The organism is Bacteroides sp. AF25-5LB, assembly GCF_003602965.1.
Taxonomy (GTDB): domain Bacteria; phylum Bacteroidota; class Bacteroidia; order Bacteroidales; family Bacteroidaceae; genus Bacteroides; species Bacteroides uniformis.
Map to the genome: position 1 here is coordinate 1 of NZ_QTMC01000011.1, position 11,899 is coordinate 11,899.

An 11,899-nucleotide genomic window follows, 5' to 3' on the forward strand; every position below is an offset into this window, starting at 1 on the left:
TGAGAAAGTCTGGGCTTTGCGCATAAAAAAAGGCTGTGTCAGCATTTTGACACAACCTCATTATGACCAAATTAAAAAAACTGATTAGAACGCTTCACAGCGTTTTATGTTTTACAGTAAAAATCTGCCAAATATTATAGCGCATTTGGCTGATTAACCCCTTAATCGAATTGATTATGGGAGACTGGTAAATTTGCATTAAGAACTTGATTGTTTCCGGCAGTCGGGTTCTATTTTTTATATAGATATGATAATTATACTCAGATAAAAGCCAAGTGTTCCAAGTATCGTATTGGAAGCACTTGGTTAATGTTTAAATGAGCAATAATTACAGGATATATGTATATGATAATTATACCCAATTGTTTTATTTAAGTATCTATTTTTTAATAACTTATGTTCTGTGTGTTAGGTTTTTTTTATTATGTTTATATAATAAAAATAACATGTCAATTGGAAACAGAAATAATCAATATTGTAGAAATAATAAAGAAGAATAAACAAATGCGAGGAGTAAAGTCATTTATTGATTTGATGAAATCCTTTTATGATGAAAAATTATGCAGAGAATTTCTTGAAGATATTAAATGGCATGGAGAACCAATTTGCCCACACTGTAATTGTCAAACGAAAGAGCATTATAAGTTAAAGTCTAATGGAGAATTTAAAGGACTATATAAATGTAAACAATGTAAGAAAAGATTTACGGTTACTCTTGGTACAATGTTTGAAGGTAGTCATGTATCATTAAAGAAATGGTTCTATGCATTGTATATATTCTTAACCCATAAGAAAGGAATAAGTAGCATACAATTATCTAAAGATATCCTTCTATAAGGAGAAGGTGGGTGAACCAATAAAGAAATAACCATAGTATTAACCATAGTTGCCTAGTCTGGAGAGATTGGTAGAGGTTGTGGTGAGTACAAGATTTTAGTGAAGTAATAGATATGAGTTGCAGGCTCAGAGCTTACCAGCATAGTGTAAGCATCTGATAGTTAAGCCAGCTTTTCAACGATGCCTTTAAGTCATGATGGAAAATCCATCAAACTTTAAACTTTAAATAAACATTCGCTTACACAGGAAGTGTTTGCAATTGATTTTCATAGCTATATTAGAGTGGCACAGGCTGCCATTGAAGGCTGATACCAATAATACTGAATAATGAATTTATGGACTGCATGCTTTACTTGGTAATGGCATGCGGCCCATTTTGTTGGAAAAAAACTGTAGTTTCTATTAATTTATTTGTATTTTCTTTAGTATATTTGCTTCCTATAATTTTATAGTTTTCCAATAAGCAAGCAATAAACGATGATGCTAACAATTACGGCAGCATATGATGTCTGGACCAGCGGCCTCTATCAGAAGGATGAAGCATTGATATACAGTTTTGGCATGATTGTCATTCTGCTTTTGGTCATCATGATAATCATTTCCATCAGTAAAAGCAAAAGGTTGAAGACGTTGCAGCGCATTAATGAGGTTGCCGAAGAATCCAACCAGCTGAAGGATGCTTTCATAGCTAATATGACTCACGAAATTCGTACTCCTTTGAATGCTATTGTAGGCTTTACAACTATGCTTGCCGAAATGGATGATCTGGACAGAGAAACCCGTATGGCTTTCCTGAAAGAGATTAATGATAACAAGGACTCGCTGCTGCAACTGGTCAATGACTTGCTGGACTATTCAAAGATTGAGGCAAAGACCCTGGAATATAATGATGGAGAAGCGGATGTGAACGCGCTGATTGATGAAGTCTGCACGACAGAGAATATGCGCTCGCATCCCACAGGTATTCAGGTGGAGTTTGTAGAACGGCTGCCTCAATGCCGTTTGGTGGTAGATCGCGTGCGCTTTGCCCAAGTTATAGGTAACTTGGTGAGGAACGCCTTGAAGTTTACGGAGATGGGCAGTGTGAAAATCGGTTGTAGGAGATTGAGTAATCATAACTTCTATTTTTATGTGGCAGATACAGGCTGTGGCATTGATGAAGTGGGAAGACATGCCATCTTTGAACGGTTTGTGAAGATGAACTACAATATTAAAGGTACGGGGTTGGGGCTTTCCATCACTAAATCCATTGTGGAACACTATGGGGGAGGTATAGGTGTGGAGTCCAAGAAAGGGGAAGGCTCCACTTTCTATTTTACGTTGCCTGCCGGTATTGAATACAAAGAGTACGGTAAATTTTGATTTACCTGCGCTCTCAATCAGCCATTTCCTTCAGCTTCTTGAAGTGGCGGATTACTTCCAGATAATCGCGGTCGGTGCAGGCGTTGAATTTATTCCATAAGTCACCCATTATAACGGCACCACCGAATCCGTAATCCTTTATCTCCAGGATGTTATCGGAGGTAATGCCTCCCAAAGCCATGACTTTGCTGTCTATAATTTTACTTTTTTCTGCTTGTCGTAGTTCTTCGGCTGTAAAGCCTGATGTAACTCCGGTCTTTGTGATGCAATTATATATCGGACTCAAGAATAGATAGTCATAAAAATGTTTCTTGTTCCGCACTTCGTCCAGCGAGTGGCAGGTACAGCTGATGTGTCCTGAATAATCGTGCGGTTCTTTGGGGTTGCGGGTGTTTAGATGAATCCCCATCAGGCTGAATTCTTCCTGTAGGTAGAAGTGTTCATGAGTAATGATGCGCTTATGGTATTTTTGGGGTATCAGCGTTAAAAGTCGTTCTGAATACATGGCGGGAGTTTCCGGCTTCCTCAGATGTAGAATATCCAGCCCCTCTTCGAATAGTGCCGTGATAATCTTGTCTTCTTCCACAAAAAATGTGGGTGCTGTTACTACGATGAGTTTCATTTCTTTCGTTTAACTTTTAAGTTTAGCAAAGTTAATGAATACTTATGGTAGAAGCCAAGGAATTTCTTTAAAATATGTTAGATGGCTGCTTTAAACAAGAAAACGCCTTCTTGCGTCTTTATAACTCAAGAAGGCGTCCTTCACATGGCTTTGTGGGACCTCGTTGGTCTATTTGAATCTTTTACTTACCGCATCCCAATCAACGATGCTCCACAATTCGTTTACGTGATCGGCACGGCGGTTCTGGTAATCAAGATAGTAGGCATGTTCCCACACGTCGAATCCGAGTAGCGGAACAAGACCGGCGCGTACCGGATTGCTACCGTTGGCTTCTTTGGTGATGTGGAGTTTGCCGTTCTTGTCGGCAGACAACCAAGCCCATCCGGAGCCGAACAAGCCGACAGCTGCCGCGTTGAATTCCTTCTTAAAATTCTCAAAGCTGCCGAAGTCGCGTTTGATGGCTTCTGCCAGCTTGCCGGTAGGCTCGCTGTGGGCAGGCTTCGGGGCAAGCTGTAAGAAGTATAATGTGTGGTTCAACACTTGTCCTGCATTGTTGAAGATGGCACCGTCCGGTGCTGTGGCAACAATGGTTACCAGGTCTTTGCCTTCAAATTCCGTTCCCGGAACGAGGTTGTTGAGGTTGTTCACGTAGGTTTGCAGATGTTTACCGTAGTGGTAATCTATGGTTTGCTGACTGATTACAGGTTCCAGTGCATTGTTAGTGTAGGGAAGTTTTGGCATTTCGTAAGTCATAACTGTTATCATTAAAATCGTTAATATTGTATTCATAAGTTTCAATTATTTAATTTTGGAACTTTACTATATAAACACTATAACCTATAGAAATGTTCGTACGTCTCCGAAGCTTTTTTTATCTTTGCCTCCGTAAAAACAAAGGAAGGAAAAATATCATCATTTTAAGATTATACGGATATGCCCGATTATATAGAGGAACTGAACGAAGGACAACGGAACGCGGTGTTATACAATGACGGTCCGTCACTGGTGATAGCCGGTGCCGGTTCGGGAAAGACGCGCGTGCTGACCTACAAGATTGCTTATCTGCTGGAGAATGGCTACCAGCCTTGGAACATTCTGGCATTGACCTTTACCAACAAGGCGGCGCGCGAAATGAAGGAGCGTATAGCCCGTCAGATGGGGCCGGAGAGGGCGCGCCATCTGTGGATGGGAACCTTTCACTCCATATTCCTGCGCATTCTGCATGTCGAGGCCGGGCATATCGGCTTCACTTCGCAGTTTACCATTTACGATACGGCGGACAGTAAAAGCCTGATACGTTCCATTATCAAGGAAATGGGGCTGGATGAGAAAGTGTACAAGCCGGGGATGGTGCAGGCGCGTATCTCGAATGCCAAGAATCATCTGGTTTCTCCGGCAGGCTATGCCAACAACAAGGAGGCTTACGAAGGAGACCGTGCTGCCAAGGTTCCGGCGCTTCGCGACATCTACCAGAGATATTGGGAGCGTTGCCGGCAGGCGGATGCGATGGACTTCGACGATTTGCTGTTCTACACATTCCTGCTGTTCCGGGACCACCCCGAGGTGTTGGCGCGTTATCAAGACCAGTTCCGTTACATTCTGGTGGATGAGTATCAGGATACCAATTTTGCACAGCACAGCATCGTGCTGCAACTTGCCAAGAACCATCAGCATGTCTGTGTGGTGGGGGATGATGCACAGAGTATCTACTCCTTCCGTGGTGCCGATATTGACAATATTCTCTATTTTACGAAAGTATATCCCGATACGAAGGTCTTCAAGCTGGAGCAGAATTACCGTTCCACCCAGACCATTGTCCGCGCGGCCAACAGCCTGATAGAAAAGAACCAGTGGCAGATACGCAAGGAAGTGTTCTCGGAAAAGGAGAAGGGAGAGGCCATCGGTGTGTACCAGGCATACAGTGACGTGGAAGAAGGGGATATTGTGGTGAATAAGATAGCTGAACTGCGGCGTGAAAAGCGCTATGCCTACTCTGATTTTGCGATACTCTACCGTACCAATGCGCAGAGCCGTATTTTTGAGGAAGCCATGCGCAAACGCAGTATGCCTTACCGTATTTACGGAGGTTTGTCGTTCTATCAACGCAAGGAAATCAAAGATGTTATCGCTTACTTCCGTCTGATAGTGAATCCCAATGATGAAGAGGCTTTCAAACGTATTATCAATTATCCTGCACGGGGTATCGGAGATACGACAGTGGGAAAAATCATTGCTGCCGCCACCGGGCACAATGTCAGTTTGTGGACCGTGCTTTGTGAGCCGTTGGCGTATGGCTTGAACTTCAATAAAGGTACGGTGGGAAAGTTGCAGGCATTCCGCGAACTTATATCTGCCTTTATCACAGATGCTGCGGAGAAGAATGCCTACGAGATTGGTGCTGACATTATTCGCCAATCGGGCATCATCAATGATGTGTGTCAAGACAACTCTCCCGAGAATCTGAGCCGTAAGGAGAATATAGAGGAGCTGGTGAACGGTATGAGTGATTTTTGCGCCCAACGGCAGGAGGAAGGAAACTCTAACGTGTTGTTGGGTGACTTCCTTTCGGAAGTTTCCCTTCTTACCGACCAGGATTCGGATAAGGATGGGGACGATGAGAAGATAACCCTGATGACTGTACATTCGGCCAAGGGATTGGAGTTCAAGAATGTGTTTGTAGTGGGGATGGAGGAGAATCTTTTTCCCAGCAGCATGGTGGGTGACTCTCCCCGGGCATTGGAGGAAGAACGGCGGCTGTTCTATGTAGCCATCACACGTGCCGAAGAACACTGTTTCCTATCGTATGCAAAGACGCGTTTCCGGTACGGCAAGATGGAGTTTGGCAGTCCCAGCCGTTTTCTGAAGGATATAGACGTACGGTTCCTGCGCCTGCCTCAGGATGCGGGAATGTTCCGCAGGGTAGAGGAGGAAGCTGCCGTTTTCCGCAGGGAGAACGCCAGAGGCTTTGCGCCTGATAGGGAAGATGCTCCGTATGGAGGAAAAGAGCGTGTGTCTGTACGGCCGAAGCAGCAGATTATTGCGCCGACCGTTCCACGTAACCTGAAACGGGTGGCGCCTTCTGCAAATACGGCAAGTACATCGCCTTCTGCCGGCGCGTCTGCCAACCGTGTACAGCAGGGACAACTGATAGAGCACGAACGTTTCGGCCTGGGTGAAGTTTTGAAAGTGGAGGGCGAAGGAGACAATGCGAAAGCCACCATCCGCTTCAAGAATGCGGGAGACAAACAACTTTTGCTGCGCTTCGCGCGTTTCAAAGTGCTGTCATAGGATAGTACGCATCTTTTGTCTCACACAGAGGCGGGATACTTGTAAGAGGATGATGGCATGAGTGTAGGACTGTGGTATCTTAAAAAAGACAGTTAGAACGATACATACGGACAATTTAGAATAGTAAATATAGATAGAAGAATGACAAATAAAGACTTTTCCCTTTTCCCTTCTCCCTGCTATATTATGGAAGAAGGATTGCTGAGAAAGAACCTCGCACTGATAAAAAGTGTGGCCGACCGCGCAGGTGTGGAGATAATCCTCGCTTTCAAATCATTTGCCATGTGGCGTTCCTTTCCCATTTTCAGGGAGTATATAGACCACTCTACGGCAAGTTCTGTCTACGAAGCCCGTCTGGCATTGGAGGAGTTCGGAAGTAAGGCACATACGTACTCGCCTGCCTATACCGAGGCCGATTTTCCGGAGATAATGCGGTGCAGCAGCCATATTACTTTCAATTCGCTTTCGCAGTTCCACCGCTTTTATCCGGTAGTGGTGGCGGAGGGAAGCGGCATTTCCTGCGGTATCCGTATCAATCCTGAATACTCTGAGGTGGAAACGGAGCTTTATAATCCCTGCGCACCCGGTACCCGCTTCGGTGTAATGGCCGACCAGCTTCCCGAAGAACTTCCGGCGGGTATTGAAGGTTTTCACTGTCATTGTCACTGCGAGTCTTCTTCCTACGAGCTGGAACACACATTGGAGCACTTGGAAGGAAAATTCTCCCGCTGGTTCTCACAGATTAAGTGGTTGAATTTAGGAGGCGGGCATCTGATGACGCGTAAGGATTATGATGTAGAGCATCTTGTCCGTCTGTTGCAGGGCTTGAAGGGGTGCTATCCACATCTTCAAATCATTCTTGAGCCCGGTTCCGCTTTTACTTGGCAGACCGGTGTGCTGAGCTCGGAGATAGTGGACATTGTGGAAAACCGCGGCATTCGTACCGCCATTCTCAACGTTAGCTTTACGTGCCACATGCCGGATTGTCTGGAGATGCCCTATCAGCCTGCAGTGCGTGGAGCGGAGATGGGCGATGCGGGCCCTTACGTCTATCGCCTTGGAGGAAACTCCTGCTTGAGCGGCGACTATATGGGACTGTGGAGTTTCGACCATGAGCTGCAGATAGGGGAGAGAATCGTCTTTGAGGACATGATACATTACACCACTGTAAAGACGAATATGTTCAATGGAATTCACCATCCGGCCATTGCAATGTGGACAAAAGAAGGAAAAGCTGAAGTTTTCAAGCAATTTTCTTATGAAGATTATCGTGGGCGAATGAGTTGATAATCAAAAGTCTGCTTGTATGCCTGGCGAAAATGTACACTTTTCTGTGTGAAAAAAGTCTGCAGAATGTTTGCAGGTTTAAGGAAAATATCTACCTTTGCATCCGCAATCGCGGAAATAGCTCAGTTGGTAGAGCATAACCTTGCCAAGGTTAGGGTCGCGAGTTCGAGTCTCGTTTTCCGCTCAACGCAGTTTAGATTGCAATTACCTATGCCCAGGTGGCGGAATTGGTAGACGCGCACGTTTCAGGTGCGTGTGTTGAGAGGCATGCAGGTTCGAGTCCTGTTCTGGGCACCAAGGTAAAGCAGTCGGTTCTTTGAATTGTTGAAAGTAAGTTGGAGAGGTGGCGGAATTGGTAGACGCGCTACTTTGAGGGGGTAGTGACAATTATGTCGTGGGAGTTCGAGTCTCCTTCTCTTCACGCTTTTATACATTGCGGAAATAGCTCAGTTGGTAGAGCATAACCTTGCCAAGGTTAGGGTCGCGAGTTCGAGTCTCGTTTTCCGCTCTTTCAGATGTATTGAAGATGACTTATGCCCAGGTGGCGGAATTGGTAGACGCGCACGTTTCAGGTGCGTGTGTCGAGAGGCATGCAGGTTCGAGTCCTGTTCTGGGCACTTTACTCCTCAAAAAAGGAGAGTCATCCAATGCGGAAATAGCTCAGTTGGTAGAGCATAACCTTGCCAAGGTTAGGGTCGCGAGTTCGAGTCTCGTTTTCCGCTCTTTTCAGATAAAAAAATCCCGCAAGCATTGTTCGGTGCTTGCGGGATTTTTTTGTTGTATGGAAGTTGTTGTTACAGTTTCTGTAATGAGAATCCGAGCATCATTCCGTCGTAGCTGTTGGCCAGCGAGCCGATACTCTTCAGAGTGGAGTTGCTGCTTTTGCTGGAGAGGAAGGTTATCAGTTTCAGTAGCTTGTCCGATTCGAACAGCAGGTCCATAGTTGTGGAGGTAGCGTTGACCTTGGCATTCATACCTATCAGCTTGGCGAATTTCAAGTTGACCTTTTGGGTGGATGCATTGTAGGAGTAGCTTCCCTTCATGCTCTTTTGCCCTACTTTGGCGCTGAATGTGCTGTCGGCGTTGAATGTGAATGACATTTGCCCGGCTTTGATGCCTACTTTGGCAAGCTGTTCGTCCAGTTTCTTTTCTGCGGCTGTGGCGGCAACGGCACCGCCGGCTTTCTGCAGCAGGTTGTCCGATTCGAATTCAATGGCGGAGCCGGTATACGACCAAGTGCCGGTCATATCCGCTGTTGACTTGCCGGTCACGGCATTTACCGCCTTCTCTATATTTTCTTTGTTGAACAAATCCTTGATGGATTGTGCGTGACTATTGCCGGTCAGCAGTAGTGCGGCAACAAACAGTTGCCAAAAAACTAATCTTTTCATTTTACTTATGTCTATTGTTTGCTATTCAGGCTTTTGTTGATACTTTCGATATAGTCCAGCAGCTCTTTCCGTCCCATGCGGTTTTCAGAAGAGGTGATGAAGTAGGGAGGCAGCTCTTCCCACTGTTCCTTCAACTGTTCCAGGTATTCGTTGATGTGGGTGTTCAGTCTGCCGCCTTTCAGTTTGTCGGCCTTTGTGAAGACGATGGCAAAGGGTACGCCGTTCTCGCCCAGCCATTCCGTAAACTTGAGGTCGATGGCTTGGGGAGCCAGCCGGCTATCTATAAGAACAAACAGACAAGTCATCTGTTCGCGTTGCAGTATATAACTTTCTATAATACGTTTGATTTGTTCCTGACCTTTCTGTCCCCGTTTGGCGTAGCCATATCCCGGAAGGTCTACAATGTACCAGCTCTTGTTGATTAGGAAATGGTTGATAAGCATGGTCTTTCCCGGTGTGGCAGAGGTCATGGCGAGTCCTTTCCTTCCGGTCAGCATATTGATAAGACTGGATTTTCCTACGTTGGAGCGTCCGATGAAAGCATATTCGGGAAATGTACCGGCGGGGCATTTCCGCACGTCTGTGTTACTGATGACGAATTCGGCGTTTGTAATATCCATTTTGTTGCCTTTTTGGGGTTTTACGTGTGGCAAAGGTAGCACTAATTTCATAAGTTTGCACTATCTTTGCCCAGAAAGCGAAGATAGGCTGCACCTCAGCATAAAAAATGAACGAGTTCATTTTATTCTGCATTCGGTTTGCACTATCTTTGTGGCCAATAGGAAAATTTTAAGTATGAATGGACAGTTTCCCTCGACATTATTGGAGAAGGCGGTAAATGAGTTTGCCAAGTTGCCCGGAGTGGGACGTAAGACGGCTATGAGGCTGGTTCTTCACCTGCTCCGCCAGGATACGGCAGTGGTGGAAGCGTTCGGCAATGCCATTGTGACGCTGAAGCATGAAGTGAAATATTGCAAGGTATGCCATAATATATCAGATACGGAGACGTGCCGCATCTGTTCCAGTCCGCAACGGGACGCTTCCGTGGTCTGTGTGGTAGAGAATATCCGTGATGTGATGGCTGTGGAAGCCACACAACAGTTCCGTGGTTTGTATCACGTGTTGGGAGGCGTTATCTCGCCGATGGATGGCATTGGTCCCGGAGACTTGCAGATAGAAAGCCTTGTGCAGCGGGTAGCCGCCGGTGGCATCAATGAAGTGATTCTTGCCCTGAGTACGACGATGGAGGGAGATACGACAAACTTTTATATCTACCGCAAGCTGGAAAAACTGGGTGTGAAGCTCTCCGTCATAGCCCGTGGCATTTCCATCGGCGACGAATTGGAGTATACGGATGAAGTGACTCTGGGACGCAGTATCGTGAACCGCACTCCATTTTCCGGAACTGCCTGATCGTGTTGGGCTTCTATCAATTATTCATTATCCACTATCAATTCACTAAATGGAAGAACAAATAAAGAAGACTGCATTGCGTGTCCGAACAACTTTTGCTTATTTCTGGATGCTCCCCATCCTACTCGTCCTGCTTGGAGAAACCGGAGGCGAATGGGTAGGTATGTATGCCGGAGATGTACGTGCTATCTATATGGCTGAGACGATAACCATTCTGCTGGCTGCCTCTTGCGTGCCCGTATCCCTGAAACTCTTTTCATGGGTATTAATCCGGAAAATAGATGTAGTGACGCTTCCCGAAGCCCTCCGCCTTTATGCGTTGTGGAGTGGCGTGCGGCTGGCATTGCTTGCCATACCAGTGCTTGCAGGTTTTTTCACCTATTATATAATGTTGAGCAGTACGGGTGTACTGTGTGCACTGATAGGACTGACGGCTTCTCTGTTCTGCCTGCCGGGTGATGGACGCCTGCGTAAAGAACTGCATATCAATAAAGAAGAAGAAATGTAACCGACTGGAAGATATGAATAAATCTTATTTCTGTAGTGAAAGGGTGCGTCTACGTGCTATGGAGCCGGAAGACTTGGAAGTGATGTATGCTATGGAGAATGATTCCCGGACTTGGGATGTGACGAACTTCACCGTGCCCTATTCCAGATTTGTCTTGAAACAATATATTGAGAATTCCGAATGCGATATGTTTGCCGACCGCCAGCTGCGTATGATGATTGTACGTGTAGAGGATGATGCGGTGATAGGCACCATTGATATTACAGAGTTTTCTCCCATGCATGCCCGGGGAGAGGTGGGCATTGCTATACGGAAGGAGTATCAGGGCAATGGTTATGCCAAGGAAGCGTTGCGTTTGCTGTGCGACTATGTTTTCAGTTTCCTATATCTGAAGCAGTTGATAGTCCATATTTCGGTGGATAATGAGGCAAGTATCCGCCTTTTTGAATCCTGCGGTTTTGTGCGTTGCGGGCTTTTGAGGGAGTGGTGGCGCGTAGGAGGGTGCTATAAGGATGTCGTATTGTTGCAACTTCTCCGCAACACTAATTGAACGTTGGAATCTGGGGGAAACGCGACCATATTTCATATTTTGCTCCCAGCTTGCACAATGCCTTCTTCCAGAGTGTGCCGCTGGCTGCCTCGTCCATTAGCGAGCTGATGTTTTCTTTGCCTACCAGCCAAGTGTTTTCTTCAATTTCCCGGTCCAGCTGTTCGTACTCCCAGCCGGAGTATCCCAAAAAAAATCTGATTCTGCCTTTAACGGAATTTCCCTGCATGATGTAGTTTTTAATGGCTTCAAAGTCACCGTTCAGGTAGAAGCCTTTGCCGATGGGCAATGCTCCGGTAATGCCCTTGAGCGTGTGCAAATAGAACAACGTATCTGTACTGAGCGGTCCTCCTTTATAGATAGGTATGTTTTCCGGGCAGTTGAAGTCTTTCAGCACATCATTCAAGAATAGGGGGAGAGGTTTGTTCATAACCAGTCCCATTGTGCCGTCATGTGTATGGTCCACCAGTAGAATGACGGATCGCCCAAACATGTGGTCACACAAAAAGGGTTCGGAAATCAAGACCTTTCCCCGGGCAGGAACCACATGGTTTGTTTCTATCTTGAATAGATCTATATTGCTATACATGCCCCTAATATACATAATATTCCACAATAAACAAAAGTTCTTCGCTGTTTTTCAT

Annotated in this window: 11 protein-coding genes, 6 tRNA genes and 1 pseudogene; 13 read left to right on the plus strand and 5 right to left on the minus strand. The window is 45.8% G+C overall.

Annotation, left to right across the window (positions count from 1 at the left end; genetic code table 11):
- Positions 1 to 453: 453 nt before the first annotated feature.
- Together DWY57_RS12705 and DWY57_RS12710 are read left to right on the plus strand one after the other, a co-directional pair.
- A pseudogene (locus tag DWY57_RS12705) lies at positions 454 to 828 on the plus strand (IS1595 family transposase); the annotation flags it as partial.
- 486 nt (positions 829 to 1,314) lie between these two features.
- Complete coding sequence (locus DWY57_RS12710) at positions 1,315 to 2,199, plus strand: HAMP domain-containing sensor histidine kinase (protein WP_117599467.1); 885 nt, start codon at positions 1,315 to 1,317, stop codon at positions 2,197 to 2,199.
- Positions 2,200 to 2,212: 13 nt separating this feature from the next.
- On the opposite strand, the gene DWY57_RS12715 is transcribed toward DWY57_RS12710, so the two are convergent.
- Both DWY57_RS12715 and DWY57_RS12720 read right to left on the minus strand, forming a co-directional pair.
- On the minus strand, positions 2,213 to 2,821 hold the full coding sequence (locus DWY57_RS12715; RefSeq protein ID WP_117599468.1) for a thiamine phosphate synthase: 609 nt from the start codon (positions 2,819 to 2,821) through the stop codon (positions 2,213 to 2,215).
- A 168-nt stretch (positions 2,822 to 2,989) separates the two neighbouring features.
- Positions 2,990 to 3,610: a superoxide dismutase gene (locus tag DWY57_RS12720; RefSeq protein WP_117599469.1), complete on the minus strand. Its 621-nt coding sequence runs from the start codon at positions 3,608 to 3,610 to the stop codon at positions 2,990 to 2,992.
- A 144-nt stretch (positions 3,611 to 3,754) separates the two neighbouring features.
- Between DWY57_RS12720 and DWY57_RS12725 the strand changes: the two genes are divergently transcribed.
- From DWY57_RS12725 to DWY57_RS12765, 8 genes are all read left to right on the plus strand, one after another.
- On the plus strand, positions 3,755 to 6,109 hold the full coding sequence (locus DWY57_RS12725; protein ID WP_119961883.1) for a UvrD-helicase domain-containing protein: 2,355 nt from the start codon (positions 3,755 to 3,757) through the stop codon (positions 6,107 to 6,109).
- A 141-nt stretch (positions 6,110 to 6,250) separates the two neighbouring features.
- Positions 6,251 to 7,396, plus strand: coding sequence for a carboxynorspermidine decarboxylase (gene nspC, locus DWY57_RS12730; protein ID WP_117599471.1), 1,146 nt, complete (start codon positions 6,251 to 6,253; stop codon positions 7,394 to 7,396).
- Positions 7,397 to 7,507: 111 nt separating this feature from the next.
- Positions 7,508 to 7,580, plus strand: a tRNA-Gly gene (locus tag DWY57_RS12740).
- Between the two features lie 28 nt (positions 7,581 to 7,608).
- Positions 7,609 to 7,693 (plus strand) — tRNA-Leu (locus DWY57_RS12745).
- Between the two features lie 40 nt (positions 7,694 to 7,733).
- Positions 7,734 to 7,817, plus strand: a tRNA-Leu gene (locus DWY57_RS12750).
- Positions 7,818 to 7,831: 14 nt separating this feature from the next.
- Positions 7,832 to 7,904: transfer RNA gene (locus DWY57_RS12755), tRNA-Gly, on the plus strand.
- 27 nt (positions 7,905 to 7,931) lie between these two features.
- Positions 7,932 to 8,013, plus strand: a tRNA-Leu gene (locus DWY57_RS12760).
- Between the two features lie 32 nt (positions 8,014 to 8,045).
- A tRNA-Gly gene (locus DWY57_RS12765) sits at positions 8,046 to 8,118 on the plus strand.
- 72 nt (positions 8,119 to 8,190) lie between these two features.
- On the opposite strand, the gene DWY57_RS12770 is transcribed toward DWY57_RS12765, so the two are convergent.
- Both DWY57_RS12770 and yihA read right to left on the minus strand, forming a co-directional pair.
- Positions 8,191 to 8,787 carry a DUF4923 family protein gene (locus DWY57_RS12770; RefSeq protein ID WP_044468698.1) on the minus strand — a complete coding sequence of 199 codons (597 nt, stop codon included), beginning with the start codon at positions 8,785 to 8,787 and terminating at the stop codon, positions 8,191 to 8,193.
- An 11-nt stretch (positions 8,788 to 8,798) separates the two neighbouring features.
- Positions 8,799 to 9,407 carry a ribosome biogenesis GTP-binding protein YihA/YsxC gene (gene yihA / locus DWY57_RS12775; protein ID WP_117599472.1) on the minus strand — a complete coding sequence of 203 codons (609 nt, stop codon included), beginning with the start codon at positions 9,405 to 9,407 and terminating at the stop codon, positions 8,799 to 8,801.
- A 175-nt stretch (positions 9,408 to 9,582) separates the two neighbouring features.
- On the opposite strand from yihA, the gene recR reads away from it, so the two are divergent.
- Genes recR through DWY57_RS12790 form a run of 3 tightly spaced genes read left to right on the plus strand, consistent with a single transcriptional unit; the run spans position 9,583 to position 11,258 of the window.
- On the plus strand, positions 9,583 to 10,200 hold the full coding sequence (gene recR, locus DWY57_RS12780) for a recombination mediator RecR (RefSeq protein WP_035448317.1): 618 nt from the start codon (positions 9,583 to 9,585) through the stop codon (positions 10,198 to 10,200).
- Between the two features lie 49 nt (positions 10,201 to 10,249).
- On the plus strand, positions 10,250 to 10,708 hold the full coding sequence (locus DWY57_RS12785; protein ID WP_117599473.1) for a hypothetical protein: 459 nt from the start codon (positions 10,250 to 10,252) through the stop codon (positions 10,706 to 10,708).
- Positions 10,709 to 10,721: 13 nt separating this feature from the next.
- Complete coding sequence (locus tag DWY57_RS12790; RefSeq protein ID WP_117599474.1) at positions 10,722 to 11,258, plus strand: GNAT family N-acetyltransferase; 537 nt, start codon at positions 10,722 to 10,724, stop codon at positions 11,256 to 11,258.
- Here DWY57_RS12790 and DWY57_RS12795 read toward each other — a convergent pair.
- On the minus strand, positions 11,251 to 11,844 hold the full coding sequence (locus tag DWY57_RS12795) for a YqgE/AlgH family protein (RefSeq protein ID WP_165491398.1): 594 nt from the start codon (positions 11,842 to 11,844) through the stop codon (positions 11,251 to 11,253). The genes DWY57_RS12790 and DWY57_RS12795 overlap by 8 nt on opposite strands.
- Positions 11,845 to 11,899 lie beyond the last annotated feature (55 nt).

What these genes read in the sequence shown, in the direction of transcription:
- DWY57_RS12770 (WP_044468698.1), bottom strand. Translation starts at nt 8,787, where the DNA reads ATGAAAAGATTAGTTTTTTGGCAACTGTTTGTTGCCGCACTACTGCTG.
- DWY57_RS12795 (WP_165491398.1), bottom strand. Translation starts at nt 11,844, where the DNA reads ATGTATAGCAATATAGATCTATTCAAGATAGAAACAAACCATGTGGTT.
- DWY57_RS12725 (WP_119961883.1), top strand. Translation starts at nt 3,755, where the DNA reads ATGCCCGATTATATAGAGGAACTGAACGAAGGACAACGGAACGCGGTG.
- nspC (WP_117599471.1), top strand. Translation starts at nt 6,251, where the DNA reads ATGACAAATAAAGACTTTTCCCTTTTCCCTTCTCCCTGCTATATTATG.
- yihA (WP_117599472.1), bottom strand. Translation starts at nt 9,407, where the DNA reads ATGGATATTACAAACGCCGAATTCGTCATCAGTAACACAGACGTGCGG.
- DWY57_RS12710 (WP_117599467.1), top strand. Translation starts at nt 1,315, where the DNA reads ATGATGCTAACAATTACGGCAGCATATGATGTCTGGACCAGCGGCCTC.
- DWY57_RS12720 (WP_117599469.1), bottom strand. Translation starts at nt 3,610, where the DNA reads ATGAATACAATATTAACGATTTTAATGATAACAGTTATGACTTACGAA.
- DWY57_RS12715 (WP_117599468.1), bottom strand. Translation starts at nt 2,821, where the DNA reads ATGAAACTCATCGTAGTAACAGCACCCACATTTTTTGTGGAAGAAGAC.
- DWY57_RS12790 (WP_117599474.1), top strand. Translation starts at nt 10,722, where the DNA reads ATGAATAAATCTTATTTCTGTAGTGAAAGGGTGCGTCTACGTGCTATG.
- DWY57_RS12785 (WP_117599473.1), top strand. Translation starts at nt 10,250, where the DNA reads ATGGAAGAACAAATAAAGAAGACTGCATTGCGTGTCCGAACAACTTTT.
- recR (WP_035448317.1), top strand. Translation starts at nt 9,583, where the DNA reads ATGAATGGACAGTTTCCCTCGACATTATTGGAGAAGGCGGTAAATGAG.